31 protein-coding genes are annotated in these 26,319 nt (G+C 69.5%); 17 read left to right on the forward strand and 14 right to left on the reverse strand.

Features of this window, described 5'->3' with window-relative positions; genetic code table 11:
- Positions 1 to 22: 22 nt before the first annotated feature.
- Positions 23 to 733: a hypothetical protein gene (locus MT347_RS04575; protein WP_243498506.1), complete on the reverse strand. Its 711-nt coding sequence runs from the start codon at positions 731 to 733 to the stop codon at positions 23 to 25.
- Positions 717 to 1,250, reverse strand: coding sequence for an RNA polymerase sigma factor (locus MT347_RS04580; RefSeq protein WP_243498508.1), 534 nt, complete (start codon positions 1,248 to 1,250; stop codon positions 717 to 719). Before MT347_RS04580 ends, MT347_RS04575 begins: the two co-directional genes overlap by 17 nt.
- A 210-nt stretch (positions 1,251 to 1,460) precedes the next feature.
- On the opposite strand from MT347_RS04580, the gene MT347_RS04585 reads away from it, so the two are divergent.
- The 4 genes from MT347_RS04585 to MT347_RS04600 all read left to right on the forward strand — a co-directional run bounded on the left by MT347_RS04585 (position 1,461) and on the right by MT347_RS04600 (position 3,530).
- Positions 1,461 to 2,171 carry a CHRD domain-containing protein gene (locus MT347_RS04585; protein WP_243498510.1) on the forward strand — a complete coding sequence of 237 codons (711 nt, stop codon included), beginning with the start codon at positions 1,461 to 1,463 and terminating at the stop codon, positions 2,169 to 2,171.
- Between the two features lie 221 nt (positions 2,172 to 2,392).
- A complete protein-coding gene (locus MT347_RS04590) occupies positions 2,393 to 2,854 on the forward strand; it encodes a class F sortase (protein WP_243498512.1) in 462 nt (153 codons plus the stop codon).
- A gap of 164 nt (positions 2,855 to 3,018) precedes the next feature.
- Positions 3,019 to 3,267, forward strand: coding sequence for a type II toxin-antitoxin system Phd/YefM family antitoxin (locus tag MT347_RS04595; RefSeq protein WP_243498514.1), 249 nt, complete (start codon positions 3,019 to 3,021; stop codon positions 3,265 to 3,267).
- Positions 3,264 to 3,530, forward strand: coding sequence for a Txe/YoeB family addiction module toxin (locus tag MT347_RS04600; RefSeq protein ID WP_243498516.1), 267 nt, complete (start codon positions 3,264 to 3,266; stop codon positions 3,528 to 3,530). Before MT347_RS04595 ends, MT347_RS04600 begins: the two co-directional genes overlap by 4 nt.
- Before the next feature lie 119 nt (positions 3,531 to 3,649).
- On the opposite strand, the gene ychF is transcribed toward MT347_RS04600, so the two are convergent.
- Both ychF and MT347_RS04610 read right to left on the reverse strand, forming a co-directional pair.
- Positions 3,650 to 4,723 carry a redox-regulated ATPase YchF gene (gene ychF, locus MT347_RS04605; protein WP_243498518.1) on the reverse strand — a complete coding sequence of 358 codons (1,074 nt, stop codon included), beginning with the start codon at positions 4,721 to 4,723 and terminating at the stop codon, positions 3,650 to 3,652.
- Between the two features lie 39 nt (positions 4,724 to 4,762).
- Entirely contained in the window at positions 4,763 to 5,512 is a 750-nt protein-coding gene (locus MT347_RS04610; protein WP_243498520.1) for a class I SAM-dependent methyltransferase, read from the reverse strand.
- 339 nt (positions 5,513 to 5,851) lie between these two features.
- Between MT347_RS04610 and MT347_RS04615 the strand changes: the two genes are divergently transcribed.
- Both MT347_RS04615 and MT347_RS04620 read left to right on the forward strand, forming a co-directional pair.
- Positions 5,852 to 6,445 (forward strand): 3'-5' exonuclease, encoded by a 594-nt coding sequence (locus MT347_RS04615; protein ID WP_243498522.1) that lies wholly within the window; start codon positions 5,852 to 5,854, stop codon positions 6,443 to 6,445.
- Positions 6,446 to 6,500: 55 nt separating this feature from the next.
- Positions 6,501 to 7,838 carry a DNA recombination protein RmuC gene (locus MT347_RS04620; RefSeq protein WP_243498524.1) on the forward strand — a complete coding sequence of 446 codons (1,338 nt, stop codon included), beginning with the start codon at positions 6,501 to 6,503 and terminating at the stop codon, positions 7,836 to 7,838.
- 252 nt (positions 7,839 to 8,090) lie between these two features.
- Here MT347_RS04620 and MT347_RS04625 read toward each other — a convergent pair whose 3' ends face one another.
- Entirely contained in the window at positions 8,091 to 8,252 is a 162-nt protein-coding gene (locus MT347_RS04625; protein ID WP_243498526.1) for a UDP-N-acetylmuramyl pentapeptide phosphotransferase, read from the reverse strand.
- 396 nt (positions 8,253 to 8,648) lie between these two features.
- Positions 8,649 to 9,638: a class II fructose-bisphosphatase gene (gene glpX, locus MT347_RS04630; protein ID WP_243498528.1), complete on the reverse strand. Its 990-nt coding sequence runs from the start codon at positions 9,636 to 9,638 to the stop codon at positions 8,649 to 8,651.
- A gap of 177 nt (positions 9,639 to 9,815) precedes the next feature.
- On the opposite strand from glpX, the gene fbaA reads away from it, so the two are divergent.
- Entirely contained in the window at positions 9,816 to 10,844 is a 1,029-nt protein-coding gene (fbaA, locus tag MT347_RS04635; RefSeq protein WP_243498530.1) for a class II fructose-bisphosphate aldolase, read from the forward strand.
- 111 nt (positions 10,845 to 10,955) lie between these two features.
- Here the strand turns inward: fbaA and MT347_RS04640 are convergent, their stop codons facing one another.
- The 5 genes from MT347_RS04640 to MT347_RS04660 form a co-directional block, all read right to left on the reverse strand.
- Complete coding sequence (locus MT347_RS04640; protein WP_243498532.1) at positions 10,956 to 11,501, reverse strand: MOSC domain-containing protein; 546 nt, start codon at positions 11,499 to 11,501, stop codon at positions 10,956 to 10,958.
- A gap of 42 nt (positions 11,502 to 11,543) precedes the next feature.
- Positions 11,544 to 12,245, reverse strand: a complete 702-nt coding sequence (locus MT347_RS04645) for a zf-HC2 domain-containing protein (protein ID WP_243498534.1) — start codon at positions 12,243 to 12,245, stop codon at positions 11,544 to 11,546.
- Positions 12,242 to 12,748, reverse strand: a complete 507-nt coding sequence (locus tag MT347_RS04650; RefSeq protein WP_243498536.1) for a sigma-70 family RNA polymerase sigma factor — start codon at positions 12,746 to 12,748, stop codon at positions 12,242 to 12,244. The genes MT347_RS04645 and MT347_RS04650 overlap by 4 nt, the downstream gene beginning before the upstream one ends.
- A gap of 64 nt (positions 12,749 to 12,812) precedes the next feature.
- Entirely contained in the window at positions 12,813 to 13,394 is a 582-nt protein-coding gene (locus MT347_RS04655) for a DUF6264 family protein (RefSeq protein ID WP_243498538.1), read from the reverse strand.
- On the reverse strand, positions 13,391 to 14,452 hold the full coding sequence (locus tag MT347_RS04660) for a 4-hydroxy-3-methylbut-2-enyl diphosphate reductase (protein ID WP_243498540.1): 1,062 nt from the start codon (positions 14,450 to 14,452) through the stop codon (positions 13,391 to 13,393). Before MT347_RS04660 ends, MT347_RS04655 begins: the two co-directional genes overlap by 4 nt.
- A gap of 64 nt (positions 14,453 to 14,516) precedes the next feature.
- Between MT347_RS04660 and xseA the strand changes: the two genes are divergently transcribed.
- The 7 genes from xseA to MT347_RS04695 are packed head-to-tail and all read left to right on the forward strand — an operon-like array spanning position 14,517 to position 21,102.
- Positions 14,517 to 16,019 (forward strand): exodeoxyribonuclease VII large subunit, encoded by a 1,503-nt coding sequence (xseA, locus tag MT347_RS04665; RefSeq protein ID WP_243498542.1) that lies wholly within the window; start codon positions 14,517 to 14,519, stop codon positions 16,017 to 16,019.
- Positions 16,020 to 16,029: 10 nt separating this feature from the next.
- Positions 16,030 to 16,257, forward strand: a complete 228-nt coding sequence (locus MT347_RS04670) for an exodeoxyribonuclease VII small subunit (protein ID WP_243498544.1) — start codon at positions 16,030 to 16,032, stop codon at positions 16,255 to 16,257.
- Positions 16,257 to 16,889 carry a DUF4245 family protein gene (locus MT347_RS04675; protein ID WP_243498547.1) on the forward strand — a complete coding sequence of 211 codons (633 nt, stop codon included), beginning with the start codon at positions 16,257 to 16,259 and terminating at the stop codon, positions 16,887 to 16,889. Before MT347_RS04670 ends, MT347_RS04675 begins: the two co-directional genes overlap by 1 nt.
- The gene (locus MT347_RS04680) at positions 16,886 to 17,557 is read left to right on the forward strand and encodes a carbonic anhydrase (RefSeq protein WP_374206492.1); all 672 of its coding nucleotides are present in this window, start codon (positions 16,886 to 16,888) and stop codon (positions 17,555 to 17,557) included. Before MT347_RS04675 ends, MT347_RS04680 begins: the two co-directional genes overlap by 4 nt.
- 35 nt (positions 17,558 to 17,592) lie before the next feature.
- Positions 17,593 to 18,987, forward strand: coding sequence for a class II fumarate hydratase (locus MT347_RS04685; RefSeq protein ID WP_243498549.1), 1,395 nt, complete (start codon positions 17,593 to 17,595; stop codon positions 18,985 to 18,987).
- A gap of 46 nt (positions 18,988 to 19,033) precedes the next feature.
- Positions 19,034 to 20,449 (forward strand): cell wall metabolism sensor histidine kinase WalK, encoded by a 1,416-nt coding sequence (locus tag MT347_RS04690; RefSeq protein ID WP_243498551.1) that lies wholly within the window; start codon positions 19,034 to 19,036, stop codon positions 20,447 to 20,449.
- Positions 20,446 to 21,102 carry a response regulator transcription factor gene (locus tag MT347_RS04695; protein WP_243498553.1) on the forward strand — a complete coding sequence of 219 codons (657 nt, stop codon included), beginning with the start codon at positions 20,446 to 20,448 and terminating at the stop codon, positions 21,100 to 21,102. Before MT347_RS04690 ends, MT347_RS04695 begins: the two co-directional genes overlap by 4 nt.
- Positions 21,103 to 21,423: 321 nt before the next feature.
- Here the strand turns inward: MT347_RS04695 and MT347_RS04700 are convergent, their stop codons facing one another.
- Together MT347_RS04700 and MT347_RS04705 are read right to left on the reverse strand one after the other, a co-directional pair.
- Positions 21,424 to 22,785 (reverse strand): PhoH family protein, encoded by a 1,362-nt coding sequence (locus tag MT347_RS04700; protein WP_243498555.1) that lies wholly within the window; start codon positions 22,783 to 22,785, stop codon positions 21,424 to 21,426.
- A gap of 325 nt (positions 22,786 to 23,110) precedes the next feature.
- Positions 23,111 to 23,893: an isoprenyl transferase gene (locus MT347_RS04705; RefSeq protein WP_308194205.1), complete on the reverse strand. Its 783-nt coding sequence runs from the start codon at positions 23,891 to 23,893 to the stop codon at positions 23,111 to 23,113.
- A gap of 153 nt (positions 23,894 to 24,046) precedes the next feature.
- On the opposite strand from MT347_RS04705, the gene MT347_RS04710 reads away from it, so the two are divergent.
- Positions 24,047 to 24,739 carry a hemolysin III family protein gene (locus MT347_RS04710; RefSeq protein ID WP_243499047.1) on the forward strand — a complete coding sequence of 231 codons (693 nt, stop codon included), beginning with the start codon at positions 24,047 to 24,049 and terminating at the stop codon, positions 24,737 to 24,739.
- Between the two features lie 72 nt (positions 24,740 to 24,811).
- On the opposite strand, the gene MT347_RS04715 is transcribed toward MT347_RS04710, so the two are convergent.
- Positions 24,812 to 25,087, reverse strand: coding sequence for a hypothetical protein (locus MT347_RS04715; RefSeq protein WP_243498557.1), 276 nt, complete (start codon positions 25,085 to 25,087; stop codon positions 24,812 to 24,814).
- A gap of 63 nt (positions 25,088 to 25,150) precedes the next feature.
- Here MT347_RS04715 and MT347_RS04720 point away from each other — a divergent pair, with 63 nt between their 5' ends.
- On the forward strand, positions 25,151 to 25,546 hold the full coding sequence (locus tag MT347_RS04720; protein WP_243498559.1) for a DUF4307 domain-containing protein: 396 nt from the start codon (positions 25,151 to 25,153) through the stop codon (positions 25,544 to 25,546).
- 102 nt (positions 25,547 to 25,648) lie between these two features.
- The gene (gene greA / locus MT347_RS04725; protein WP_243498561.1) at positions 25,649 to 26,140 is read left to right on the forward strand and encodes a transcription elongation factor GreA; all 492 of its coding nucleotides are present in this window, start codon (positions 25,649 to 25,651) and stop codon (positions 26,138 to 26,140) included.
- Positions 26,141 to 26,319: the final 179 nt, after the last annotated feature.

Below are 26,319 nucleotides of genomic sequence, written 5' to 3' on the forward strand. Positions count from 1 at the left end.
GTCCGCCGTCGGCATCCACCGATCACACCGCGGGGAGCTCCGCGTGCGCGACGACGACGTCGGTCGTGTCACGCAGTTCCATCCGCGCGGCGTCCCCGCGCAGGACGGCGGCATTCATACGGCAGACGATGGGCACGTCCGAGCCGAGCACCTCGCCCGCCGTGAACTCGGCGCCGTCGACCCCGACGAAGACGAGTTCGTACGTCGCTCCGACGTCGAGCCCCGAGGCCTCGAGGTAAGCCTCGGTGCCCCAGGTGTGAGCCACTACCTCCGCCGTCACGTCGACTCCGAGGGCGTCGTCGCTCACCGCGATCTGTTCCACGGCACCGAGAGTCCCCGGGGGGCCCGAGGGCACAGGCGAGCCGAGCATGCCCGCACCGCCCGCACCGACCACCACACCCGTGGCGAGGCAGGCCGCGGCGACGACCGGCGTCACCCATCGGCGACGGCGAGTCGCGATCGGAACGACGGGCGGCGGATCGACCACGCTCGGGGCGCGGCGGTCGACGGATGCCTCGATCCGGGCGAACAGGTCACTGGTGTCGCGGGGAGCCGTCCATCCGAGATCCCCCTGACGCAGTCGCCCGGCGACCTCCTCGAGCGCGATGTACTCCTCCGCACGCGCGGGGTCGGAGCGCCGGATGTCGTCGAGCTCAGCTTCCTCCGCGGTGGTGAGCTCGCCCGCCAGGGCGGCGGCGACAAGTTCGGCCCAGCGGTCATCGGGAGTGCGCATCGGGCGCCTCCATTTCTTCGAGGTGCGCTCGGAGAGCGCGGAGTGCGTGGAACGTGCGGGTGCGCCAGGTCGCGACGGGGACGCCCGTGGCGTCCGAGAGCTCCTGGTAGCTGCGGCCGTGCAGGTGGATCGCGACGACGGCGCTACGGTGCGCCTCGGTGAGGACCGACAGCGCTTCGAGCATCTGCAGACGCTCGAGCGGTTCGATGGCCTCTGCCGCTCGACTCTCGAGCTCGGCGTTGTCGCCGATGAGGGGCAGCCGGGCGCGTGTACGCAGCGCGTCGACGACGACATTGCGCGCGATCGAGAACAGCCAGGTTCGTTCGGATGCCGTGCGGGGATCGAAACGATCGCGCGCCCGCCACGCGCGCAGGAACGTCTCCTGCACGCAGTCTTCGGCGAGAGGGCGGTCGCGGAGGGCGTTGACCGCGTATCCCAGGAGGGCGGTGCCGTTGTCGTCGAACGCACGACGGAGGTCGAACCCGGCCTCGGCGCTCGGTCCGCGAGACGCGCGCATCCGCATCTCCCTGCTTTGGCCGGTGGACCCCGTCACGTGCGTCGTCCTCTCCGAGGGTAACCGTCGTGGTCGACGGTCTGAGGGGGTGTACGTCCCCGACGGCGCCGGCGTTCACCGTCGAAGAAATTCGTGTGGATGTGAACGCACGCCCCCTCGCGGTCGTACACACCCCCAACCGGACGTTCCGCGTCCCGATCGAAAGGCACGACGATGACGAAGAAGACGTACGCCCGCCCACTGACGATCGGCGCTCTGGCCGGTGTCGCCCTGTTGACCGTCGGACTCCCCGCTCACGCCGACACGGAAGTGGCCGAGCCCTCGGAGTTCACGAGCGCGTTCACGGTCATGGCGACACCGGACCAGGTGATCAACAACGACGGTGTCGCGACCCCCGGCCAGAGCGGCGCCACCGGGACGTTCACGTTCCGCATCAATTCAGACCAGGAGATCATCTGCTACGACATCCGCCTCGAGGGTGTCACCGGCGATTACCAGAGCCCCGCGAAGACGGCGACGCACATCCACCAGGCGGCCGCGGGTCAGCCCGGACCGCCGCGCATCGCCTTCCCCAACCCGGCGCCGGTCGGAGACGGTCCTCGTACCTCCTCGGGCTGCCTGCAGGGACCCTTCACCACCGGCGTCGTCGCCAACGGCTCCGACACCGGCACCGGGTTCTCGCTGAAGCAGATCGAGGCGAACCCCGCCGGCTTCACCGGCGACTCCCACACCGTCGACTTCGCCGCCGGGGTCGTCCGCGGCCAGCTGACGTCCATCCCCGTCGGGGGCGTCGACACCGGCGCCGGTGGAGCAGCCGACTCGAGCGCGAACGCGTGGGGTTTCGCCGCGGCAGCAGGCGGTCTCGGGCTCGTGGCTGCGGGGGCCGTCGCGGTCCAGCGTCGCCGCGCGACCACGGCGAAGTGATCGAGGCGCGCCGCGGTGTGTCGCGACGGTCCCCCGGGGGATGGTCGCGGCGCACCGCGTGCGTGCTCGCGATCGGAGCGCTCTTGACCGCCGTGGGCTGTAGCTCGATGCCCGCGGGTCCCGAGGCGGCACCGGTCACGGGCCCGGGAAATGACACGAACTCGGCGCCGGTCGTCAGCACAACCCCGCCCCCGACCGCGAGTCCGGCCGCGCCCCCCGTGATGCCGATCCCGTCGATCCCGGCATCCGATCCCGTGCGCGTCGTCATCCCCGCGCTCGGACTCGACGAGCCGCTGATCGACCTGGGCCTCGCGGCCGACGGGGCGATGGAGGTTCCGGCCGACTACGACGAGGTCGGGTGGTTCACCGGCGGCGGACGCCCCGGCAGCAACGGACCCACGGTGATCGCGGCCCACGTCGACTCCCCCACCGGTCCGGCCGTCTTCCAGGCGCTCAGCGATCTCGCCGCGGGTGATCCCGTCGAGGTGCAGGACGCAGACGGGCGGACGCACGCCTACCGCGTCACGGAAGCGGCCGACTATCCGAAGTCGGCCTTCCCCACCGCCCGCGTGTTCGGGGCGTCGCCGCGGGACGAGCTGCGTCTCATCACGTGCGGCGGCATCTTCGACCGCGACGCCGGCTCGTACGTCGACAACCGCGTGGTGTACGCCGAGCGGGTCTGACGACGGGTGGGGCGGCGCCAGCTGCTCGTACGACGATCCGCGAACGGTGAGTGCCGTCGGCGCGCGATCTGACGCAGCCGGCTCGTGATCGCGAGCCGCGGGAGCAGCAGCCGCGGCTCCAGCTCGCCACTGGTACCATTTCTGGTACAAGCGAGAGGATTCGGATGGCCATCACCACGAGCGAAGCGCGGCGCGATCTGTTCGGGCTGATCGAACGAGTGAACCTCGATCACTCGGAGATCGAGATCACCTCGAAGCGCGGCTCCGCCGTCATCATGTCGAAAGACGAGTACGACTCTCTCGTCGAGACGAGCTACCTGCTCCGCTCACCTGAGAACGCGCGTCGCCTGCTCAACGCTTTCCACAGTGCGCGCGAAGACGACGTCGAAGAACACGAGCTCATCGAACCGTGACCGACCGGATTCTCGCGTGGACGTCGGAGGCGTGGGACGACTACCTGTATTGGCAGACGCAAGACAAGAAGACGCTCCGACGAATCAATCAGTTGATCGCGGACATCCTCCGCGATGACCCCTTCGAGGGAATCGGCAAACCTGAGCCTCTGAAGCACGCTTTGGCCGGGGCGTGGTCACGCCGAATCGATGAGGCGAACCGTCTCGTGTACATCGTCGACGACCGGCGCGTGACGATCCTGCAGGCGCGGTACCACTACTGAGCGGTGAGGGAGCGTGACTCCTCCGTGACACCGCATCATGCGCCCGCGGGTTCGTTCAAGCGGTCACCGGCGCGAGACACCCGACTCGTCTTCCAATCCGCATCACGGACCTGACCGGCTCAGTTGTTGAAACGGAACTCAACTACGTCGCCGTCCTGCATGACGTAGTCCTTGCCCTCGAGGCGGGCCTTGCCCTTCGAGCGGGCCTCCGCCACCGAGCCGAGCTCGACGAGGTCGGCGAACGAGATGACCTCGGCCTTGATGAAGCCCTTCTCGAAGTCGGTGTGGATCACGCCGGCCGCCTGGGGGGCCTTCGCGCCCTGCGGGATCGTCCACGCGCGCGCTTCCTTCGGACCCGCGGTGAGGTACGTCTGAAGGCCGAGCGTGGCGAAGCCGATGCGGGCGAGCTGGTCCAGGCCCGACTCGTCCTGACCGGTGGAGGCCAGCAGTTCGGCGGCATCCTCGGGATCGAGGTCGATCAACTCGGACTCGATCTTGGCATCCAGGAACACGGCCTGCGCAGGGGCAACCAGCGCGGACAGCTCGTCCTTGCGCGCCGGATCGGTCAGCACAGCCTCGTCGACGTTGAACACGAAGATGAAGGGCTTGGAGGTGAGTAGTCCGAGCTCGCGGATCGCGCTGAGGTCGATACCGGATGCCGAGAGCAGCACGCCGCGCTGCAACGCATCCTGCGCAGCCTTCGCCACGTCGAGCACAGACGGGTCGAGCTTCTTGCCCTTGACCTCTTTCTCGTAACGCGTGATCGCCTTCTCGAGCGTCTGGAGGTCGGCGAGCTGGAGCTCGGCGTTGATGGTCTCCATGTCGCCGGCGGGGTTCACCTTGCCGTCGACGTGGACCACGTCATCGTCGGCGAATCCGCGGACGACCTGAGCAATGGCATCCGCCTCGCGGATGTTGGCGAGGAACTGGTTGCCGAGGCCCTCGCCCTCGCTCGCACCGCGCACGATGCCGGCGATGTCGACGAACGACACCGCAGCGGGCACGAGCCGCTCGCTGCCGAACACGTCCGCGAGCTGTTGAAGGCGCACATCGGGAAGGTTCACGACCCCGACATTGGGCTCGATGGTCGCGAACGGGTAGTTCGCCGCCAGCACCGAGTTCTTGGTCAGAGCGTTGAAGAGGGTCGACTTTCCCACGTTGGGAAGGCCGACGATTCCGATGGTAAGAGCCACGGGAGTCCAGGTTACCCGGCCTGCGCGTGCGCCATGGCGTCAGAGGCGCCGCGCGCGGAACGCATGGGTGATGTACGGCAGCGCCACCGACCCTGCGTCGGCGAGTTCGGGAACGGATGCCACCACCCCGTCGACCGCGGCCTCGATGCCCGCGCGCTTCTCAGGGCTGGCCGTGATGACGTCGCTGCGGGAGAGGACGAGGTCGCGCAGCTGCGGCAGGGTGATCCGGCGTTCCCACCGCCACTCGCCATGCTCCAACGCACCGAGAGGCTCTGCGACCCTCGGGCCCGTGGTCGCCAGGAGCACCTCCGCGTTGGAGCCGCCCATCGCCTCGGTGAGCCGTCGCACCCAGTCGACGCGGTCGTCGCGGATGTTCCAGATCAGCCCCAGAACGCCCCCGCTCCTCAGCACCCGTCCGACCTCGCGCGAAGCCCTCTCGACGTCGACCCAGTGCCAGGCCTGCCCCATGACCACCGCATCGAGACCGGCATCGGGCAACGGCAGGCGCTCCGCCGTTCCCGCGAACGTCGGCACGCCGCGCACGTTCTCACGCAGCGTCGCGAGCATGTCGGCATCCGGATCGACGGCCACCACATCTGCGCCGAGCTCGACGATGGTGCGGGTGAGCTTGCCCGTCCCCGCGCCGACGTCGGCAACACGGAGCGCACGTCCGGGCTCTCGCACGGGGTTGAGCAGCCACGCGACGGCCTCGGCGGGATACCCCGGTCGACCCGACTCGTAGGCGGACGCCGCCTGCCCGAACGACATCGACTTCTCGCGATCGGTCATGGGCCGACCCTATGCCGGCCCTCCGACACCGGCGCCTCTCTTCGCGCGTCTCCGTCCGGCCCGGCGTGGCTAGAGTCGGCACACCTCGGCCGCTCCCCGCCCAGCCCGGCCCGCCGCATCCTGGCGCAGTCCGGCGTCGCTCGGGCAAGCCGCGGCGGACACAACGCAGGAAACTCGACGGGCGCCGGGCGTCTCCGCGGCGCCTGAGCCCGGTGTGATGACGAATCTCCTGCGTTGTGTCCGATCGGGCCGCGTGGACATCACGCGACGCGGAGACAGGATGCCGCCGACCTCGGCGCGCCTCACCGCCACGACGCGACCTCGGGTGAGGGTGGATCCGTGGCACTGGACTTCACCGCGATCGACTTCGAAACGGCGAACTCCAGCGGCGCGTCCGCCTGCGCCGTCGGACTCGCCCGAGTGCGGAACGGCCGAGTCGTCGCCACCGCCGCGTGGTTGATCAAGCCACCGAGCGGGCACGACCACTTCGCGCCCATCAACGTCGGCATCCACGGTATCCAGCCCGCCCACGTCGTCGACGCGCCGTCGTGGAGCGAGCAGCTCACGCGCCTCACCGCCTTCGCCGGCGCCGACGTGCTCGTCGCGCACAACGCCGGCTTCGACATGTCGGTGCTGCGACGCGCGTGCGCCGTGACCGACGAGGTGTGCCCGCCCTACCGCTACCTCTGCAGCGTGCAGATGTCCCGCAAGACCTACGCGCTGGCGTCGTACCGCCTCCCGCTCGTCGCCGCCGAGGCCGGATGCTCTCCCTTCGCGCACCACGACGCACTCGCCGACGCCGTGGCGTGCGCGGAGATCACCATCGACTGCGCTCGTCGCGCCGGCGTCGACGACGTTCACGGACTCGCCGCACACCTCGGCGTGCGGATCTCGCAGATCGCGGCCGAGCAGGCCGAGCGCGCGGTCGCCTGAGCCGCGCCGGCGGCGTCTTTCCGGCGATGTCCGAGGTCTGGTGCATGCTGACCCCATGGATGCCATCGCCCTCCTCCTCGTGATCGTCGCTCTCGCCGTCGGTGTCGCCGCCGGGTGGTTCCTGGGATCGACACGGGCCGCGGCTCGGGCCGCGACGCACCAACAGGCGCTGGGGGCCCGGGTGGCCGCCGCCGAAGCCGCTCGGGCAGGCGTGCAGGCCCAGCTCGAGCACCAAGTGGCGCTTTATCGCGAGTCGATCAACCAGTCCCGTGCCGATCAGGCCGCGCGCGAGGAGCGCGAACGCCGCGAGCAGACCGTGCTTCGCGCGCTCGACCCCGTCCGCGACACGCTCGACGCGATGCAGCGCAAGGTCGACGGCCTCGAGCGCGAGCGCGTCGAGCAGTACTCGGCGCTGGGTGAGCAGCTGAGACTCTCGCGCGAGGCCGATGAGGCGCTCCGTGCGACCACCGAATCGCTCGCCTCAGCGATGCGTTCGGGCACGACACGCGGCGTGTGGGGCGAGACGCAACTGCGGCGCGTCGTCGAAGCGGCGGGGCTGACCCGCTACGTCGACTTCGATCTGCAGACCGCCATTTCCAGCGACGCCGGCGCGGGTCGCCCCGACATGGTCGTGCGCCTGCCGGGTGGCAAGGCTCTCGCCGTGGATGCCAAGGTCCCCCTCGACTCCTATTTACAGGCGAGCGCCATCGCCGTGACGGCGAACGGTGACGACGGAACCCGGCGTGCGGCGCTGATGACGAAGCATGCCCGCGCCGTGCGCGCCCACGTCGACGCGCTCGCCAAGAAGGCCTACTGGGCGGGCCTGACGAGGAGTCCCGAGTTCGTCGTCTGCTTCCTCCCGAGCGAGTCGCTGCTGGCATCCGCGCTCGACGAGGATCCGACGCTCCTCGATTACGCCTTCACGCGACGCGTCGCCCTCGCCTCACCCGTCAATCTCTGGGCGGTGCTCAAGACCGTCGCCTTCACGTGGACGCAGCAGGATGTGTCCGACGAGGCGCGCACCCTGTTCCGTCTCGGAAACGAGCTGTACGAGCGCGTCGGTGTCCTCGCAACCCACGCCAACGACCTCCGACGCGCGATCGAGAAGACGGTCGACAGTTACAACAAGTTCGCCGGTTCGCTCGAATCGCGCGTGCTCGTCTCGGCGCGGAAGTTCCCCGGCGTCGACGAGACGAAGCTCGAAGCGGTCGCCGCTCCGGCCGCCCTCGACGCAACGCCTCGACGGTGGACGGCACCCGAGATGCTGGCTGTCGACACGGATCGAGACGACGACTCCATCGAGCCCGTGAGGGTGAATACGTTTGCCGACGTCGGCGAGGTCCGGAGACGGGCGGGGCTTGACCCCGAGCACGGCGAAACGGGCCCTGGGTGACCGGTACCCGTCGCGCGTGGCGTCTGTCCTGCCCTGCGTGAATCTCCGTTCGCCGCGCACCCGGTGCAACCCGCCCGGTGAGGCGGTCGTCAGCGACGCGACCGAGCGACCGCCGCTAACGTCGAACGTTGACGCCCATCGACGACACGGCCGCAACGAACTGCCGCGAGTCTTCGGAGCCACCGACGAGGAACGTCTATCCGAGCCGATCGGTCGCGGATCGTCCCCGAGGCCCAGAGACTGTTCGATAGCTCAGGCGCCGCCGGGTACCCAGCTGAGCAGGCTGACAACGGCGGCCGAGACGCCGACGAAAGCGCCGACCATCCACCACGCGCTGACTTCGTGGCCCTCGGCACGGCGAACGCGCAGCAACACGTCAGGCCGGCGCGCCGGGTCGACGGCGCTGGCGATCACTGCATGAGCACCTGTCTGAGGTGCGGTCTGGTTCGTCGGAGCTGTAGTCACGGACGATCCCCCTTCGGGTCTCGGAAGAACACAGCGTCACCGTTGACACCTGTACCGATTGTGCCAGAGTCCTCCTGGGAGACCGGTCACGCTTGCGTCACGACACGCCCGGCTCTCGCCCGACGAGTGCGCGCGCGTCGCCCGAAGGTCAGCGCACGCACGCGGGCACCGGTTCCTCGCGCTCGCCCGAGCGACGAGCCGCGGCGCGTGTGCCTGACCGGCCGTCCGCCACGCGGGACCGCGGGCATCAGCTCGCCGCGCGGGCGTCCGACCGGCGGCCACGCGAGCACCGGGCGGCAGGTCGCTCCGCGACCCCGAGGCCTCACCTCGGTGCGCGCGACCGGATCACAGCCACTTCGACGTCAGGTGCTCCGAGGTGATGCGTCGCAGGGTGCCCGACGCCCCACGCAGCACGACGCTCTCGGTGTAGAGGAAGTCGCCCTCGCGACGAACACCCTGCACCAGCTGACCGTCGGTCACGCCCGTCGCGACGAAGATCGTGTTCTTGCCCTTGACCAGGCCATCGGCCTCGTACACTTCACCGTCGACCTGGAGTCCGGCATCCCGGCCCTTCTCCTTCTCGTCGTCGGTGCCCGGAGTGAGAACGCCCTGGATGTGGCCGCCGAGCGCCTTGATCGCACAGGCCGTCACGATGCCCTCGGGGCTCCCGCCGATACCCACGCACATGTCGGTGCGGGCGTTGTGGCGGGCCGCATTGATGCCACCGGCGACGTCACCGTCGCTCATGAGACGGGTGCCGGCACCGGCTTCGCGGATGTCGGCGATGAGCTTCTCGTGACGCGGGCGGTTCAGCACCGACACGACGATCTCGTCGACGGGCTTGCCGAGAGCCTTGGCGAGCAAGCGGATGTTCTCACCGATGGGAAGGCGGATGTCGACGATCCCGACCCCCGCCGGGCCCGTGACGAGCTTGTCCATGTAGAAGACGCTGGAGGCGTCGAGCATCGTGCCCTGGTCGGACACCGCGATGACCGACAACGCGTTCTGACGACCGGCGGCGGTCAGCGAGGTGCCGTCGATGGGATCGACGGCCACGTCGCACTGGGGCCCGCGGCCGCTTCCGACGCGCTCCCCGTTGTAGAGCATGGGCGCGTTGTCCTTCTCGCCCTCTCCGATGACGATCGTGCCGTCGAAGTTCACGGTGCTGAAGAAGGCGCGCATCGCGTCGACGGCCGCGCCGTCTGCGGCCTCCTTGTCACCGCGACCGATGAAGGGGACGGCGCGAATGGATGCCGCTTCCGTCGCTCTCACCAGCTCGAGTGCCAGGTTGCGGTCGGGATGCAGGGGACTCATGTCGGCAGTCAGGCTCACCATGGGGCCACTGTAGCCAGCAGGTCGGCGACAATCGCGGCTTTTGACGAGCTGCAGAGCGAAGGAATCCGTCTTTTTACCGAATCGGCAGAAGTACCCGGTTCCTGTCGACCTCGCACTGTCACGATCCGGCGGCTTCGCTAGGCTGACGTTGTCCCGACAACACCAAGGAGCACCTCCATGCCCGTCGCTTCCCCTGAGCAGTACGCCGACATGCTCGACCGCGCCAAGGCCGGCGGCTTCGCGTACCCCGCGATCAACGTCTCGAGCTCGCAGACCATCAACTCGGTGCTCCAGGGCCTGACCGAGGCCGGCTCCGACGGCATCCTCCAGGTCACGACCGGTGGCGCCGACTACTTCGCCGGCCAGACGGTCAAGGCTCGCGCCACCGGCGCCCTCGCCTTCGCCAAGTACGTCACCGAGGTCGCGAAGAACTATCCCGTAACGGTCGCCCTGCACACCGACCACTGCCCGAAGGACGCCCTGCCGGGCTTCGTCCTCCCGCTGCTCGAGGCCTCTGAAGAAGAGGTCAAGGCCGGTCGCAACCCCATCTTCCAGTCGCACATGTGGGACGGCTCGGCCGTTCCCCTCGACGAGAACATCGACATCGCAGCCGACCTCCTCCCCCGCCTGAACAACATCCACGCGATCCTCGAGATCGAGGTCGGCGTGGTCGGTGGCGAGGAAGACGGCGTGCAGCACGAGGGCTCGAACGACGCGCTCTACACGACGGTCGCCGATGTCTCGAAGGCCGTGGAACGCCTCGGCCTCGGCGAGAACGGCCGCTACATCTCGGCCCTCACCTTCGGCAACGTGCACGGCGTGTACAAGCCCGGTGGCGTCAAGCTCCGCCCCGAGCTGCTCGGCGAGATCCAGGAGGGCATCGCCGCCAAGTTCGGCACCGGTCCGAAGCCCCTCGACCTGGTGTTCCACGGCGGAAGCGGCTCGACCGATGCCGAGATCGCCCTCGCGGTTGCGAACGGCGTCGTCAAGATGAACATCGACACCGACACCCAGTACGCCTTCACGCGCTCGATCGCGGGCTACATGTTCTCGAACTACGAGGGCGTGCTGAAGCTCGACGGCGAGGTCGGCAACAAGAAGCAGTACGACCCCCGCGCCTGGGGCAAGGTCGCCGAGTCGGCCATGGCCGTCCGCGTGGTCGAGGCCACCAAGCAGCTCGGCTCGTACGGCCAGTCCCAGAGCTGACCCCGCTCGCTCGCACGAACGCCCCTGTCCTGAGACCGGGGCGTTCGTCGTTCCGGATACCGTGATCCCGAGCATTCGCCGTCATTGACCGCGGACGCCCACGCCGACGGACTAGCTCCGGTACATCTCCAAAATCGTGGGCGCATCCTGGGGCGACGACAGCACCTCGATGGCATCCCCCGCCCGCACCTCGCCGGCGCGGCGGACGCGCAGGTACGCGCCGAGTCGCCCCTCGTCGGAGAAGCGCTTGACCCAGCCCCGCGCGGCGGAGCCGCCGACCCAGCGCGCAAAGGTCGCGCACGGGGTGCGGGGCATCGTGACCTCGACCTCGACCGTGTCGCCGATGCGCCAGATCTCGCCGATGCGGGCCGCGTTGACGTCGAGGCCGTCGACGCGCAGGTTCTCCCCGAACCAGCCGGAGGGGAGCTCGCGCCCGAGCTCGCCCTCCCAGAATGCCGCGTCCTCTTGCGCGTAGGCGTACACCGCCTTGTCAGGTCCGCCGTGGTGTTCACGGCTCACCTGCACATCGGCGCGCACGCCGAGCCTGCCGATGCGGACGGGGCCCTCGAGCGGGCGTTTATCGATGGCGGTCACTCCGACCGACCCGGCATCCGGATGCAGGCTGTGCACAGCGCAGATCGCGACGAGATAAGGCATGCGACGATGCTAGAGCGTCGGATTCCCTGCCGACCCTCAGCCTCACGGCGAATCGAACGTGCGCCGCATCACCACACGATCGCCGTCGACCGTGCGGATCTCCACCGCGTCGATGTCTGCCGTCGAGAGGTCGGTACCGGCGCTCAGCTCGGTCGTCGATCCGGGACCGGCGCGCCAGGTCGACAGCACACTGGTCGAACCCGTGCCGTCGGTGATCGCGAGGGCGTAGGGCCAACCGCCGGGCGGCGCGTCGAGCACCTGCCCGGTGTACTGGCACACGAGGTCGATGCGCGTCCCCCACGGCACCGACGTGAGCTTCACCGACGCCTCGAGGGGTGCGCCGCCGATGTCATCGAGCGCGTACACCGCGCCCGCGGGTTGCGCGGCACCAGCGACGGCGATGACGCTCGGCACGGCGACCGCGATCAGCGCGACGGATGCCGCGAGCGTCCACGCCGTGACGCGGCGCGCCCGTCGCCGACGGGCGGCCTGAACGATTCGTTCCCGCAGCGCGGGGTCGGGGGCGGGCAGCGCGGCCGATCCGGACTCGGCGCCCACGGTCCGCGCCCGCTCCGCCGAGAGACGTGACAGCAGCCCAGCCGTAGGTGCGAGTTCCGTCACGGCGGCCCGGCACTCGGCGCACTCGACGAGGTGCGCTTCGAACTCGGCACGGTCGGCCGCGTTCAGCGCCCCGAGAACGTACGCGCCGTCCGAGGCCGAAAGGCGCTCGTGGTCGGTGGTCATCGCGTCACCCCCCTCTCCTGCAGCGCGAGTCGCAGAGCCCGCACCGCGTAGTGCAGGCGCGACTTGACGGTTCCCGCCGGGATGCCGAGTTCGTCGGCCGCCTGCGCGACGCTGCGTCCCCCGTAGTACGCACTCACGATGACCGCACGGTGGTCGGGTGTGAGGGTCGCGAGTGCCTCCTCGACCAGGAGCGCGTCGAACATGGCATCCGTGTCGTCGTCACGTACCCGCTCGGGCAGCTCGTCGACGGGCAGTTCGTGACGGCGGCGGGCGCTGCGCGCCTCGTCGATGACGATGTTGCGGGCCACCGTGTACATCCACGACCGCAGCGACGCGGGCTCGTCGCTCATCACCCGCGGCGTGCGCCACGCCCGCAGCAACGTCTCCTGCACCACGTCGTCGGCGCCGGAGTGGTCCCCGGTCAGGCTCACGACGTAGCGCCAGACGGGAACGGCGTGCGCGTCGTAGAGCGCCGTCAGCTGCGCCTGCTCGTCTCGCACCACGGCATCCCCTCTCCGTGTCTTGAGAATCGGTCTGGGGAGAACACGGGATGCCGGCTCGCGCGGTTCAGTTCGGAACGCTGCCGATGATCGCGGACATGAACTGCTGGTCGCCGACCAGGGCCAGGGTCACGCAGACACCGGCGATCACAGCCGTGGCGATGAAGCCGACCAACGGGATCCAGAAGGCCACCCGTCCGCGCGTGAGGCGTCGCCAGGTGAGCACCGCGGTCAGCAGCCACCCGATTCCGTACACGAGCGCCGCGGCGGCGCCCCAGACGTAGCCCGCCTGCAGATTGGTATAGGTGGTGTCGACGCCAAGGATGTCGGCGGCCGACTCGGCGTAGCGGGGAAAGTCGAGCAGCTGCACGATCGTCGACACCGTCGACACGAGCCCGTACGCGAGCAGACCGCCGGTGAGGATGCGATCCCAGAGGGGCCCGCGCAACGCCTTCGCTCGAGCCCCGGCAGACGGGACCGCGGCCGGGGCGGGTTGCTCGATCTGCTCAGTCTGCGGAGCGACGCCGGCCTCGAGCGCTTCGGTCACCTCGGGCCGCCGGATGCGCGCGCGCTGCTCCTCGGGGGTGGCGTACTCGCCGAACTGCGGCCGCGGGCGGGCCTCGGCATCATCGGGCGACGGGCCGCTCACGCGCGATCCCGCCCGCCGAGCGCCCGGCTGTCACGGTTGCCGCTGGCATCGTGACGAAGCTCTTTGGGGAGCGAGAAAATGAGGTCTTCTTCGGCGGTGCGCACTTCTTCGACGTCGCGGTACCCCGCACCGGCCAGTTCTTCGAGCACCTCGGTGACGAGCACCTCGGGAACCGAGGCGCCGCTGGTCACGCCGACGGTCTGGACGCCCTCGAGCCACTCTTGCTTGACCTCGTCGACGTAGTCGACGCGGTAGGCGGCCTTGGCGCCGTACTCGAGGGCGACCTCGACGAGGCGCACGCTGTTGGAGGAGTTCGCCGAGCCCACCACGATCACGAGATCAGCACCGACGGCGACCTTCTTGATCGCGACCTGGCGGTTCTGCGTGGCGTAGCAGATGTCGTCGGACGGCGGATCCTGCAGCTGCGGGAAGCGCTCGCGCAGGCGACGCACGGTCTCCATCGTCTCGTCGACCGAGAGGGTCGTCTGCGACAGCCACACGACCTTCGACGGATCGCGCACCTCGATCTCGTCGGCGTGCTCGGGCGAGTTCACCACGGTGACGTGCTCGGGGGCCTCGCCGGCCGTTCCCTCGACCTCTTCGTGGCCCTCGTGGCCGATCAGCAGGATCTCGAAGTCGTCGCGCGCGAAACGCACGGCCTCGCGGTGCACCTTCGTCACGAGCGGGCAGGTGGCGTCGATCGCCTGGAGTCCGCGATCGGATGCCGCCGACACGACGGCGGGCGACACACCGTGGGCGCTGAAGACGACGTGCGAGCCGGTGGGCACCTCGTCGACCTCCTCGACGAAGACGGCACCCTTCTTCTCGAGCTCGGTCACGACGTGGATGTTGTGCACGATCTGCTTGCGCACGTACACCGGTGCGCCGTAGCGCTCGAGCGCCTTCTCGACGGCGATCACGGCCCGGTCCACACCCGCGCAGTATCCACGGGGCGCGGCCAGGAGCACCCGCTTCTGTCCGTTGACGGGGATATCCTGGAGCCGCCCGCGTCGACCCGGAATACGGGGAACGGGCAGGTGGACGGCAGGTGAGCTCACCCCTCGATTCTACCGGGGTGCCCCTGGACGCCGGCCGAACCCCACCCCGACACCCGCGGAGACCATGACCTCTTTCCAGCCCGAGACCCTCGAGGGCCAGGCACCGCCCGCCGACTCCGTCCATCCGCGCGACTCGCGGACCGATGCGCCGACGTCGGTGTCGCGGCTGAACGACACCATCCGCGGCTTCATCGAGCGCTGGGGTTCGGTGTGGGTCGAGGGCGAGATCACCTCCTTCAACCGCCGCGGAGGCAACGTCTTCGGCCGTCTGAAAGACCTCGGAACCGAATCCACGGTCGCGTTCCGCATCTGGTCGAGCACGCTGAACCGCCTGCCGAAAGACCTCAAAGTGGGCGATCACGTCGTCGCGTGCGTCAAGGCCGATTACTTCCCCCGCACCGGCGACTTCTCGTTCGCGATCTCGGCGATGCGCCACGTGGGCCTCGGCGAACAGCTCGAGCGCCTGGAGCGCCTGCGTGTGCAACTGCGGTCGGAGGGCCTGTTCGACCCGGTGCGCAAGAAGAAGCTGCCCTTCCTCCCCCACTGCATCGGTCTGATCACGGGCGAGAACTCGGATGCCGAGAAAGACGTCCACCGCAACGCGGAGCTCCGCTGGCCCCGCGTGCGGTTCCGCACCCAGCACGCCGCCGTCCAGGGCGATCGATGCGTGCCCGAGACCCTCGCGGCCCTCAAGATCCTGGATGCCGACCCCGAGGTCGACGTGATCGTCATCGCCCGCGGTGGCGGCGATCCGCAGACGCTGCTCGGCTTCAGCGACGAGCGGCTGCTGCGGGCGGTGGCGGCGGCCTCCACACCGATCGTCAGCGCCATCGGTCACGAGAACGACCGGCCCCTGCTCGACGAGGTCGCCGACGTCCGCGCCTCGACACCCACCGACGCCGCCAAGCGCGTGGTCCCCGACGTGAGCGAGCAGCGCGCGCTGGTGGCGCAGCTGCGGGCCCGCCTCACCGGACGCCTCACCCAGCGCGTCCTGCACGACATCGCCCAGCTCGAGCAGATCCGTTCGCGTCCGGCGCTGCGCACACCGCACTCCTTGCTCACGTCGCGCGCACAGGAGCTGTGGATGCTGTCGAACCGCGGCCGCGACATCGTCGACCGCCGCATCGAGGGCGAGCGGCGTCGCACCAGCGAACTCGGGGCGGGGCTCCGCGCGCTCTCGCCGCTGGCCACCCTCGCTCGCGGGTACGCGATCGCGCAGTTCGCCGACGGTTCCGTCCTGCGCGACGCGTCTCATGCACCGACCGGCACCGAACTGACGCTGACCGTCGAACGCGGCGCTCTCGCCGTGGTGTCGGACGGCGCCGTCGCGGGCGCGGTCCCGGACGGAGCCGCGGCCGGCGGCCCCCTCGCGGACGCCGTCCCGGACGAGGCCGCCACCGCCGGCACCCTCGCGAACGCCGTCCTGGACGGAGCCGCCACCGAGGGCGTCAAACGACCGATCGACCCGCTGGGTTCGGACGCGTCGGGCGTCAACGCTCCGGCATCCGCCGATCGACCGCTCGACACCGAGGCAACCGGCGACGGCGCGTCGACGGGTCGCGCCTAGAATGGATGCCATGACCGCGACGACCCCCGGCTCCACCGCCGACGTCGCGTCCCTCTCGTTCGAGCAGGCTCGCGACGAGCTTGTGCGCGTCGTCGCCGAGCTCGAGCAGGGTGCTCCGACCCTCGAAGAGTCGCTGGCTCTGTGGGAACGCGGCGAGAAGCTCTACGCACGCTGCGAGGAATGGCTGCTGGGGGCCAAGCGCCGCCTCGACGCCGCGCGCGGCGAAGGAGACGAGTGATGGCCCGCGTCGTCGCCCACCTGGGGCGTCCCGAGACCCCGCAGGAGACCGCAGACCGCAAGGCCGAGTTCTCGAGCCGCTACCGGTCGAGCAAGACGTTCCGCAACCTGATCGCGGCCATGCTGGTGACGATCGCGGTCGTCCTCGTCGTGGTCGCCGCGGTTCCCCGGGGCGAGCCGACTCCTCAGCCCGCTCCCGACGTGCCCGCGCTGGCGGCAGACCTCGAGGCCGAGCGCGGTCGTCCCGTGCTGTCCCCGTCGCTGGGCGACGGGTGGCGCGTCAACCAGGCCACGACCGAGGGTGTCGGCGGTACCGAGGCGTGGACGATGGTCTACGTTCGCTCCGGCGAGTCGGGCTTCCTCCGCCTCGCACAGGGCTTCGACGCCGACGAGGCCTGGGTCGGCCAGGTGCTCGACGGCACCCGCAGCAGCGAGACCACCGAGATCGACGGCATCACCTGGAACGTCTACCGGCCCGCCAACCCCTCGGGTACGGGCAACATCGACTACGCCCTCGCCACCCCCGCCGGCCCCGACTACGTGCTCGTCTACGGCGATGCGGCTCCTGAGACGGCGGCGCTGGCGGCCGCATCCGTCACCGCCCAGATCGAGCAGTTGAGAGAGGTCCCGTGAGCGAGCGCATGACCCCGCGTCAGGTGTGGCAGCAGATGGTGGAGGGCAACCGGCGGTTCGTGTCGGGCGCGCCCGCTCACCCCCGTCAGGACGTGGAGCGTCGCACTGAGCTCGCGAGTTCGCAGCACCCGACCGCCGCGCTGTTCGGCTGCTCGGACTCGCGTCTGGCCGCGGAGATCATCTTCGACGAGGGCCTCGGCGACCTGTTCGTGGTGCGCAACGCCGGTCAGGTCATCTCCGACTCGGTCATCGGCAGCCTCGAGTACGCGGTCGGCGTGCTCGAAGTCCCGCTCATCGTCGTCCTCGCGCACGACGCGTGCGGGGCGGTGGGCGCGGCGATCGACAGCACGGGCCTCGACGCCCCCACTCTCCCTGCCTACATCTGGCGTCAGATCGCACCCATCGTGCCGGCCGTGCGCCGCGTCCAGCGGGCGAGCACCGTCGACGGGCACGCGCCCGCCCGCATCGATCCCGAGCAGGTCGGTCGCGAGCATCTGCGGTACACCGTCGCCGAATTGCTGCGCGCCTCGGAACTCATCAGCGAGGCGGTGGCCGAGGGCCGCACCGCTGTCGTCGGCGCCAATTACCGCCTCGACGAGGGAGAAGCCTCCCCCGTCGTCATCGTGGGCGACGTCGACGACGACCGCGTCGAAGTCGTCCGCAGCTGAGACCCACCGAACACCAGACCTGGAGGAACGACGACGTGACCGACATCGAGTACCGCATCGAACACGACACCATGGGTGAGGTGCGAGTGCCCAAGGACGCGCTCTACGCCGCGCAGACGCAGCGCGCGGTCGAGAACTTCCCCATCTCCGGGTCCGGACTCGAATCGACGCAGATCGCCGCCCTCGCCCGCATCAAGAAGGCCGCCGCCCTCGCCAACAAAGACCTCGGCACCCTCGATGCGTCGATCGCGGATGCCATCGCGCAGGCGGCCGACGAGGTCGTCACCGGCCGTCACGACGCGCACTTCCCCGTCGACACGTACCAGACCGGCAGCGGCACCTCGTCGAACATGAACATGAACGAGGTGCTCGCGACGCTGGCGACCGGCATCCTGGGTTCACCCGTTCACCCCAACGACCACGTCAACGCGTCGCAGTCGTCGAACGACGTCTTCCCCACCTCGGTGCACATCGCCGTCACGCAGGCGCTCATCACCGACCTGATCCCCGCCCTCCAGCACCTCTCGACCGCACTCGAGACGAAGGCCCAGGCGTGGAAGGGCATCGTGAAGTCGGGCCGCACCCACCTCATGGATGCCACCCCCGTGACCCTCGGCCAGGAGTTCGGCGGCTACGCCCGCCAGATGCGCCTCGGCATCGAGCGCGTGGAGGCCGTGCTCCCCCGCGTGGGCGAGGTCCCCCTCGGCGGCACCGCGGTCGGCACCGGCATCAACACCCCGCTCGGCTTCCCGCAGAAGGTCATCGAGCTGCTCGCGGCCGAGACCCAGCTGCCGATCACCGAGGCGAAGGACCACTTCGAGGCCCAGGCCAACCGCGACGGTCTCGTCGAGGCATCCGGAGCCCTGCGCACCATCGCGGTGTCGCTGACCAAGATCAACAACGACATCCGCTGGATGGGCTCGGGACCGAACACCGGCCTCGGCGAACTGCACATCCCCGACCTTCAGCCCGGCTCCTCGATCATGCCCGGCAAGGTCAACCCGGTCGTTCCCGAGGCGACGCTCATGGTGTGCGCCCGCGTGATCGGCAACGACGCCACGGTCGCCTGGGCCGGCGCCTCGGGCTCTTTCGAACTGAATGTCGCCATCCCCGTCATGGGAACCGCCCTTCTCGAATCGATCCGCCTGCTCTCCAACGCCATGCGCGTGCTGGCCGACAAGACGATCGACGGTCTCGAGGCCAACGTGGCACGGGCCGAGGCGTTCGCGGGCATGTCGCCCTCGATCGTCACCCCGCTCAACAAGGTCATCGGCTACGAGGCCGCGGCCAAGATCGCCAAGCACTCGGTGGCGAAGGGCATCACCGTGCGTGAGGCCGTCATCGACCTCGGGTACGTCGAGCGTGGCGAGATCACCGAAGAGGTGCTCGACGCCAAGCTCGACCTGCTGTCGATGACGCACCCCGGCTGAGCGGGCCACGCACGTCCCCGACGACGAGGCGCGCCATAATCGGAGGATGAGCCGCGTGTCGAGACCCCTCTCGACGCGCGGCCGACTGCTCGGCGCGATCCTCGGCGTCGTGCTGCTCGGCATGATCCTCGCCGGTGGCGTGACCTTCCTCGTGCAGAGCGAGCGGGTCATCGCCAACGCCGAGCGGCAGCTCGACGGCTTCGTCTCGACCGTGTCGACGAGTGAAAAGGATGCCGCAGAGCTCGTCACCGCCGCCATCCCGGGCCGCACCGACGGCACCATCGCGCTCGACGGCGCGACGGTTCTCGGGTCGACGCCCGCGCCGCCCGGCCTGAACATCGCCGACGACGCCACGCTCGTGGCATCCCTCGCCCAGGCGATCGCCGACGGGCGCCTCGAGGGACGTCTCGACAGCGATCAGGGCCCGCTGCTCTACGCGGCGGTCGAGGCACGCGGCGGCACCATCGTGCAGGTCATCTCCATGGATCAGCGGATGGAGCTGGTGGCCCTCTCGAGCGTCACCTACGGCGTGACCGCGCTGGCCGTCCTGATTCTCATCGGCGTCGCGGGGTACTTCGCGACGGGCCGCCTGTTCTCCCCGCTGCGGCGCCTGCGCGATACGGCCGACGCCATCACGATCGACGATCTCGGCGCTCGCCTGCGCCCGCACGGCAACGACGAGATCTCCGACCTCACCACCTCGGTGAACTCCATGCTCGATCGTCTCGCCATGTCGGTCGACGCCCAGCGTCAGCTGCTCGACGACGTGCGGCATGAACTCAAGACGCCCATCACCATCGTGCGCGGTCACCTCGAGATGATGGATCCCGCCGATCCGCACGACGTCGCCGAGACGCGCGAGTTGGGCATCGCCGAGCTCGATCGACTCTCGCGCCTCGTCGACGACATCGACGCCCTCGCCGACATCGAGACCGGGGCGCTGTCAGACGCCGTCGTCGACGTCGGAGCACTCACCGATCGCGTCGCGGAGCTCGCAGGAGCCATCGGCGGACACGTGTGGGGCGTCGAACAGCGCGCGCGCGTGCGCATCCGAGGCGACGCCGATCGGCTGGTGCAGGCGTGGCTGCAGCTCGCCGACAACGCCGCGAAGTACACCGCCGCGGGCAGCCCCATCGAGATCGGCAGTGCCGCCGACGACGCCACCGTGCACCTGTGGGTGCGGGACCACGGGCCCGGCATCCCCCCGGCCGCCCGGCACCGGGTGTTCCGCCGCTTCGATCGCCTGTCCACCCGGCGCGGGGTCGACGGCTCGGGACTCGGTCTGTCGATCGTGGATGCCATCGCCAAGGCGCACGACGGGCACTGCTCCGTCTCCGACACTCCCGGCGGCGGCGCGACCGTGACCCTGCACCTGCCCGTGGCCGGCGCGCAGTCCCCCGCCCAACTTCCGACGCCCGTGCGCGCCGGAGACGTCGTCATGCAGAGAGAGGCCACCGGATGACCCGCATCCTCATCGCGGAGGACGAGGAGCGCATCTCCTCCTTCGTGGCGAAGGGGCTGGAGTCCGCCGGCTACCAGACGCTGATCGTCGACGACGGCGCCGATGCGCTCGACGCCGCGCTGTCCGGCGAGGTCGACCTGGTGCTGCTCGACGTGGGATTGCCGTCGATGGACGGCTTCGACGTGCTGCGCAGCCTCCGCGGGCAGGGGTCGACGATCCCCGTCATCATACTCACCGCCCGAACCAGCACACGGGATACCGTCGACGGTCTCGACGCCGGCGCGAACGATTACGTCGCCAAGCCCTTCAAGTTCGACGAGTTGCTCGCCCGCGTGCGCTCACGACTGCGCGAACCCGTCACCGTCGGCACGATGGTGATCGGTCACGGCGATGTCTCGCTCGACGTGCTCTCCCGCCGCGCGACGGTCGGGGGTCGCGAGATCGACCTGAGCGCCCGAGAGTTCGCCCTCGCGGAGGAGTTCCTGCGGCACGCCGGTCAGGTGCTCAGCCGCGAGCAGCTCCTCAGTCGCGTGTGGGGGATGGATTTCGACCCGTCGTCCAACGTCGTCGACGTCTACGTGCGGTACCTTCGCGGCAAGGTCGGGACGGGCCACATCGTCACGGTGCGCGGAGCAGGCTACCGCTGGGAGTGACGACCGCTCCTCCGGCCCGGAAACCCGAAAAACCCCCGGCGGGGGGACCGGGGGTTTCTGGAGAGACGCGTCCGGTGGTCTTCCGACTCACCCGAAGAGCGGTGACCTGCGCGTGACGTGTTCTCTTGTTTCCATGGGGGAACCGCCGGGGCGGTGACGAGGTCTCCCTCGCCGATGAGTCCACTCTCGCCGGTGATTGTGAGAAGCCGGGGAGCCGAAGATGAGAACCCTCTCATCTTCACGCCGTCCCCGCTCGTGGAGCCGCGACCGAAACGGGAAGGGCGGGGATGCCGCGGCATCCCGGCCCTTCTCATCGCCCTGTCACGACAGCTCGCCGGCCTCCAGCAGCTCGGTCACCAGCGCGGCGATGGCGGAGCGCTCCGAGCGGGTCAGGGTGACGTGACCGAAGAGGCCGTGCCCCTTGAGCGTCTCGATGACCGAGGCGACACCGTCGTGACGCCCGACCCGCAGGTTGTCGCGCTGCCCGACGTCGTGGGTCAGGACGACGCGGGAGTTCTGGCCGATGCGGCTCAGCACCGTCAGCAGCACGTTGCGCTCGAGGGACTGGGCTTCGTCGACGATCACGAAGGCGTCGTGCAGCGACCGACCGCGGATGTGCGTGAGCGGGAGAACCTCGAGCATGCCGCGCGCCAACACCTCCTCGAGGACGTTGCCGGAGACGACGGAGCCGAGCGTGTCGAAGACCGCCTGGCCCCACGGGCCCATCTTCTCGGCCTGGTCCCCGGGGAGATAACCGAGCTCCTGCCCTCCGACGGCGAAGAGGGGCCGGAACACGATGATCTTCTTCTGCTGCTGGCGCTCCAGCACCGCCTCGAGAGCCGCGCACAACGCCAGGGCGGACTTGCCGGTGCCGGCCCGCCCCCCGAGCGAGACGATGCCGACCTCCGGGTCGAGCAGGAGGTCGAGCGCGATGCGCTGCTCCGCCGACCGGCCGTGCAGGCCGAAGGCCTCGCGGTCGCCGCGGACGAGCCGATACTGCCCCTTGCCGGTGACGCGTCCGAGGGCCGAACCGCGTTCGGAGTGGATGACCAGGCCGGTGTTGACCGGCATTCCCCCCACCGCATCACTCACCGCGACCTCGGTCTCGTACAGGTCGGACAGGTCATCGCCCGAGACGTTGATCGTCGCGATCCCGGTCCACCCGGAATCCATGGCCTGCTCGGCGAGGTACTCCTCGGTGTTCAGACCGAGCGATGCAGCCTTGACGCGCATCGGCAGGTCCTTCGAGACGACGGTCACCTCGGCGCCGTCCTTGGCGATGTTCATCGCGACGGCGAGGATGCGGCTGTCGTTGCCGCCCGTTCGCATGCCGGAGGGCAGAACCATGGGGTCGGTGTTGTTCAGTTCGACTCGGAGGGAACCGTCGTCGCCGACCGGGACGGGGAAGTCGAGACGGCCGTGCTCGATGCGCAGCTCGTCGAGGTGGCGGAGGGCCTGCCGGGCGAAGTATCCGATCTCGGGGTCGTGACGCTTGCCCTCGAGCTCCATGATCACCACCACGGGGATCACCACGGAGTTCTCCGCGAAGCGGAAGAACGCCCGGGGGTCGCTCAGAAGGACGGAGGTATCCAGAACGTAAGTGCGCAGCGCCTGATCGGCGCCGGCTTCCGACTCGGTGCTCTCGACGACGTGACGCTGGTCGTACGGTGCTCGTGCAGTCACAACCCACTCCCGACCCGGGTGTCTCACCCGGCTGTCACGAGTCGACCTGTGGGTCACGAGTCGCAATCCGATGGCCGACTCGATCGGACTCCGTGTCCGATGAGATCACCGTACGATGCCGCGAGAGCCTTCTGGGTCGTTAACACGCCGCGAATGTGACGACTTCGTGAACACCGTATTCACGCCGGATATCCACGCCCGATAGTTCGGATGACGGTGCCCGTCGCCCGACCCTTCGACAGGCTCACGGCCTCCGCGACCTGGCGGCCATCACGCGGACGGCTGCGCCCGTCGACGCCACAGACCCCCCGCAGCCGCTTGCGGGCTACTGGCCGAAACGTCTGTCGCGCGCGCCGAAATCACGGATCGCCCGCAGGAAGTCGACCTCGCGCAGGTCGGGCCCCAGGGCCTCGACGAAATAGAACTCGGAGTGCGCCGACTGCCAGAGCAGGAAGTCGCTCAGACGCTGTTCACCGGAGGTCCGGATGACGAGGTCCGGATCGGCCTGGCCGCCCGTGTACAGGTGCTCGCCGATCTGTTCGGGTGTGAGGCTCGCGGCGAGCTCCTCCAGCGATCCACCTGATTCGTCGTGCTTGGCGATGATGGAGCGGACGGCATCCACGATCTCGCTCCGCCCGCCGTATCCGACCGCGAGATTGACGTGCAGACCCTTGTGACCGCGCGTGCGTTCGGTGACCTCGTGCAGCACCTCGGCGAGCTCGGGCGGCAGCCCGTGCGCGCGACCCACGTGCTTCACCCGCCAGTCCGGCTCGTGCGAGAGCTCGCGTGCCAGCTCCGCGATGATCTCGAGCAGATCCTGCAGCTCTTTGCTCTCACGCTTGACCAGGTTGTCGTTCGACAGCAAGTAAAGCGAGACCACCTCGATTCCGAGGTCGTCGCACCACCGAAGGAACTCGTGCATCTTGGCCGCGCCGGCACGATGCCCGTGCGCGGCGCTGTCGTAACCGAGCTGGCGCGCCCACCGGCGATTGCCGTCGATCATCATCGCGACGTGGTGCGGCACGGTGGTCGGCATGCGGCGACGCAGGCGCGAGATGTAGAGACGGTAGAGGGGGCCCCGCCCCTCGTTCTTCCACACGCGCGCCACCCGCCTACGCTACCGCGTCGCACGTGCGCGTCCTGCGTGTCGGGTGGCGCTCGCTGTGCGATGGGTGAGCGACGCCACCATGTTCCCCCCGGAGCATGACAGCGGACGTAGTGTCGAGGAGTGACACGCCCCACCCCGGCCGACGGCCCCGAGATGCCCCAGCTCCCCCTGCTCGACGCGAGCGCGGTGGGCGCCGCGGCCCCCCTCAAGCCGACCTGGCGCGGCTGGATCCACGCCGGCACGTTCCCCGTCGCGATCGCCGCGGGGATCGTCCTGATCGTGCTCGCGCAGGGCGCCCCCGCCAAGTGGGCCTCGGCGGTGTTCATGGCGACCTCCATGTTGCTGTTCGGCAACTCGGCGCTCTACCACCGCTTCTCCTGGAAGCCCACGACCCTGGCGGTGCTCAAACGCATCGACCACGCCAACATCCTGCTGCTCATCGCCGGTACGTACACGCCGATCGCGGTGCTCGCTCTGCCGACGCAGCAGAGCGTGCTGTTGCTGTCGATCGTCTGGGGCGGGGCCGTCCTCGGCATCCTGTTCCGCGTGTTCTGGATCAACGCGCCGCGCTGGCTCTACGTCGCGCTGTATCTCGCGCTCGGATGGGCGGCGGTGATGTATCTCGGCGACCTGCTGGCGGCGAACGTCGCCATGATGGTGCTCGTCGTGGTCGGCGGCCTGCTCTACACCGCGGGCGCGATCGTGTACGCGATGAAGAAGCCCAACCCGTGGCCGGGGCACTTCGGCTTCCACGAGATCTTCCACGTGTGCACCGTCTTGGCGTTCCTCTGCCACTGGACGGCGTGTCTGCTCATCGCGTTGCAGCCGGCCTACCACGGGGGCTGATCGACCGGGATCCGGTGTCTCCCGAAGGCCGGGGTCGCCGGTGTGCGGCGTGACCGGGTTCGTCGTGCCAGGTCAACCGCGAGGTGCGGCGGGGTCGATGTCCTGGTCGTCGGTCTCGCTGGCCGCGGCGGCCGCACGCGCCTGCTCTTCGGCATCCAGCTCGGCGTTGACCTCTTCGCGGTAGCGCCCGCGACGGATGCGACGGAGCATGTCCCACACGAGCAGGAAGACGGCTATGCCGATGAAGGCGATCGCGGCGAAGCCGAGTGGGCCGGGCGTCACGATCGCGGGATCGGGAGTGGCGGCCGGGGTGGGCGTGGTCGCGAGGGCGACGATCACGGGGAGCATGGAGTCCTTCGGTCCGGGCGGAAGCGCGTAGCCTGGAAGTCCAGCCTAAAGCCCGGAGAGACCATGACCACCCACGCGCAGCTCGACGATCGCTACGGGCGCACGCGCTCGCCGCGCCGACGCGTGCTGGGCTGGTCGGTCGTGGGCGTGCTGGCCCTGGGTGCGATCGGGTACCTCGGCTGGACGACCGTGGCGAGCAGCGCCGCGTCGGTCACGGCCACCGACACCGGGTTCACCGTCGAGAGTGATCGCTCGGTGACCGCGACCTTCCAGATCACGGCGCCCCTCGATCAGCCAGTGGCGTGCGCGCTGGAGGCCCGAGACGAGGACCACGGCACCGTCGGGTGGCGGGTCGTGGAGTACCCGGCATCCGAGGAGCATTCCCGAGCCTTCACCGAGACGATTCCGACGCTTTCCCTGGCGACGACAGGTTTTGTCAACGCCTGCTGGGTGCCGTAAAATAGCGGGATCACGACGCGCCCCGGCTCGATGCCGGGGCGTTCGACATATGCCCGGCGGTTCCGTGCTACTGCCGCTCGCCCCTCGAAGAAGGAGTAACCCGTGTCCAACGACGCTCAGGTGACGTTCCTCACGCAAGACGCTTACGACCGCCTCCACAACGAGCTGGAGCACTTGTCGACGACGGGTCGTGAAGAGATCGCGAAGCGCATCGAGTCCGCACGCGAAGAGGGAGACCTCAAGGAGAACGGCGGGTATCACGCCGCGAAGGACGAGCAGGGCAAGCAGGAGGCGCGCATCCGCACGCTTCAGCAGCTGCTGAAGGACGCCAAGGTCGGCGAGGCTCCCGAGAGCCACGGTGTGGTCGAGTCGGGCACCGTGGTGACGGCTGTCATCGCCGGCGGCGAAGAGAAGTTCCTGCTCGGCAACCGCGAGATCGCGGCCGATTCCGAGCTCGACGTGTACAGCGAGGCGTCGCCGCTGGGCGCCGCCATCCTCGGTCTGAAAGAGGGCGACAAGGGCTCGTACACCGCCCCCAACGGCAAGGAGATCTCGGTCGAGGTTCTCAAGGTCGAGACCTACTCGGGGCAGTAAGCCTCACCGCTATCGAGCCGCTCCCCCGGATGGGTGGGCGGCTCGCGGCGTTACCGGCGCTCTGGCGCGCGGTTTCCGCGCGGGCCGCATGCGTCTGTCGGGTTTGGGGCGGACTTCGCCGTTCGGGGCGTGAAGATCGCGCCCCAAACGCACGAATCCGCCCCGAACCAGCACGCGAT

Source organism: Microbacterium sp. VKM Ac-2923 (genome assembly GCF_022815605.1).
Lineage (GTDB): Bacteria > Actinomycetota > Actinomycetes > Actinomycetales > Microbacteriaceae > Microbacterium.

What these genes read in the sequence shown, in the direction of transcription:
- MT347_RS04575 (WP_243498506.1), bottom strand. Translation starts at nt 733, where the DNA reads ATGCGCACTCCCGATGACCGCTGGGCCGAACTTGTCGCCGCCGCCCTG.
- MT347_RS04580 (WP_243498508.1), bottom strand. Translation starts at nt 1,250, where the DNA reads ATGCGCGCGTCTCGCGGACCGAGCGCCGAGGCCGGGTTCGACCTCCGT.
- MT347_RS04585 (WP_243498510.1), top strand. Translation starts at nt 1,461, where the DNA reads ATGACGAAGAAGACGTACGCCCGCCCACTGACGATCGGCGCTCTGGCC.
- MT347_RS04590 (WP_243498512.1), top strand. Translation starts at nt 2,393, where the DNA reads ATGCCGATCCCGTCGATCCCGGCATCCGATCCCGTGCGCGTCGTCATC.
- MT347_RS04595 (WP_243498514.1), top strand. Translation starts at nt 3,019, where the DNA reads ATGGCCATCACCACGAGCGAAGCGCGGCGCGATCTGTTCGGGCTGATC.
- MT347_RS04610 (WP_243498520.1), bottom strand. Translation starts at nt 5,512, where the DNA reads ATGACCGATCGCGAGAAGTCGATGTCGTTCGGGCAGGCGGCGTCCGCC.
- MT347_RS04620 (WP_243498524.1), top strand. Translation starts at nt 6,501, where the DNA reads ATGGATGCCATCGCCCTCCTCCTCGTGATCGTCGCTCTCGCCGTCGGT.
- glpX (WP_243498528.1), bottom strand. Translation starts at nt 9,638, where the DNA reads ATGGTGAGCCTGACTGCCGACATGAGTCCCCTGCATCCCGACCGCAAC.
- fbaA (WP_243498530.1), top strand. Translation starts at nt 9,816, where the DNA reads ATGCCCGTCGCTTCCCCTGAGCAGTACGCCGACATGCTCGACCGCGCC.
- MT347_RS04640 (WP_243498532.1), bottom strand. Translation starts at nt 11,501, where the DNA reads ATGCCTTATCTCGTCGCGATCTGCGCTGTGCACAGCCTGCATCCGGAT.
- MT347_RS04645 (WP_243498534.1), bottom strand. Translation starts at nt 12,245, where the DNA reads ATGACCACCGACCACGAGCGCCTTTCGGCCTCGGACGGCGCGTACGTT.
- xseA (WP_243498542.1), top strand. Translation starts at nt 14,517, where the DNA reads ATGACCTCTTTCCAGCCCGAGACCCTCGAGGGCCAGGCACCGCCCGCC.
- MT347_RS04670 (WP_243498544.1), top strand. Translation starts at nt 16,030, where the DNA reads ATGACCGCGACGACCCCCGGCTCCACCGCCGACGTCGCGTCCCTCTCG.
- MT347_RS04675 (WP_243498547.1), top strand. Translation starts at nt 16,257, where the DNA reads ATGGCCCGCGTCGTCGCCCACCTGGGGCGTCCCGAGACCCCGCAGGAG.
- MT347_RS04690 (WP_243498551.1), top strand. Translation starts at nt 19,034, where the DNA reads ATGAGCCGCGTGTCGAGACCCCTCTCGACGCGCGGCCGACTGCTCGGC.
- MT347_RS04695 (WP_243498553.1), top strand. Translation starts at nt 20,446, where the DNA reads ATGACCCGCATCCTCATCGCGGAGGACGAGGAGCGCATCTCCTCCTTC.
- MT347_RS04710 (WP_243499047.1), top strand. Translation starts at nt 24,047, where the DNA reads ATGCCCCAGCTCCCCCTGCTCGACGCGAGCGCGGTGGGCGCCGCGGCC.
- MT347_RS04715 (WP_243498557.1), bottom strand. Translation starts at nt 25,087, where the DNA reads ATGCTCCCCGTGATCGTCGCCCTCGCGACCACGCCCACCCCGGCCGCC.
- MT347_RS04720 (WP_243498559.1), top strand. Translation starts at nt 25,151, where the DNA reads ATGACCACCCACGCGCAGCTCGACGATCGCTACGGGCGCACGCGCTCG.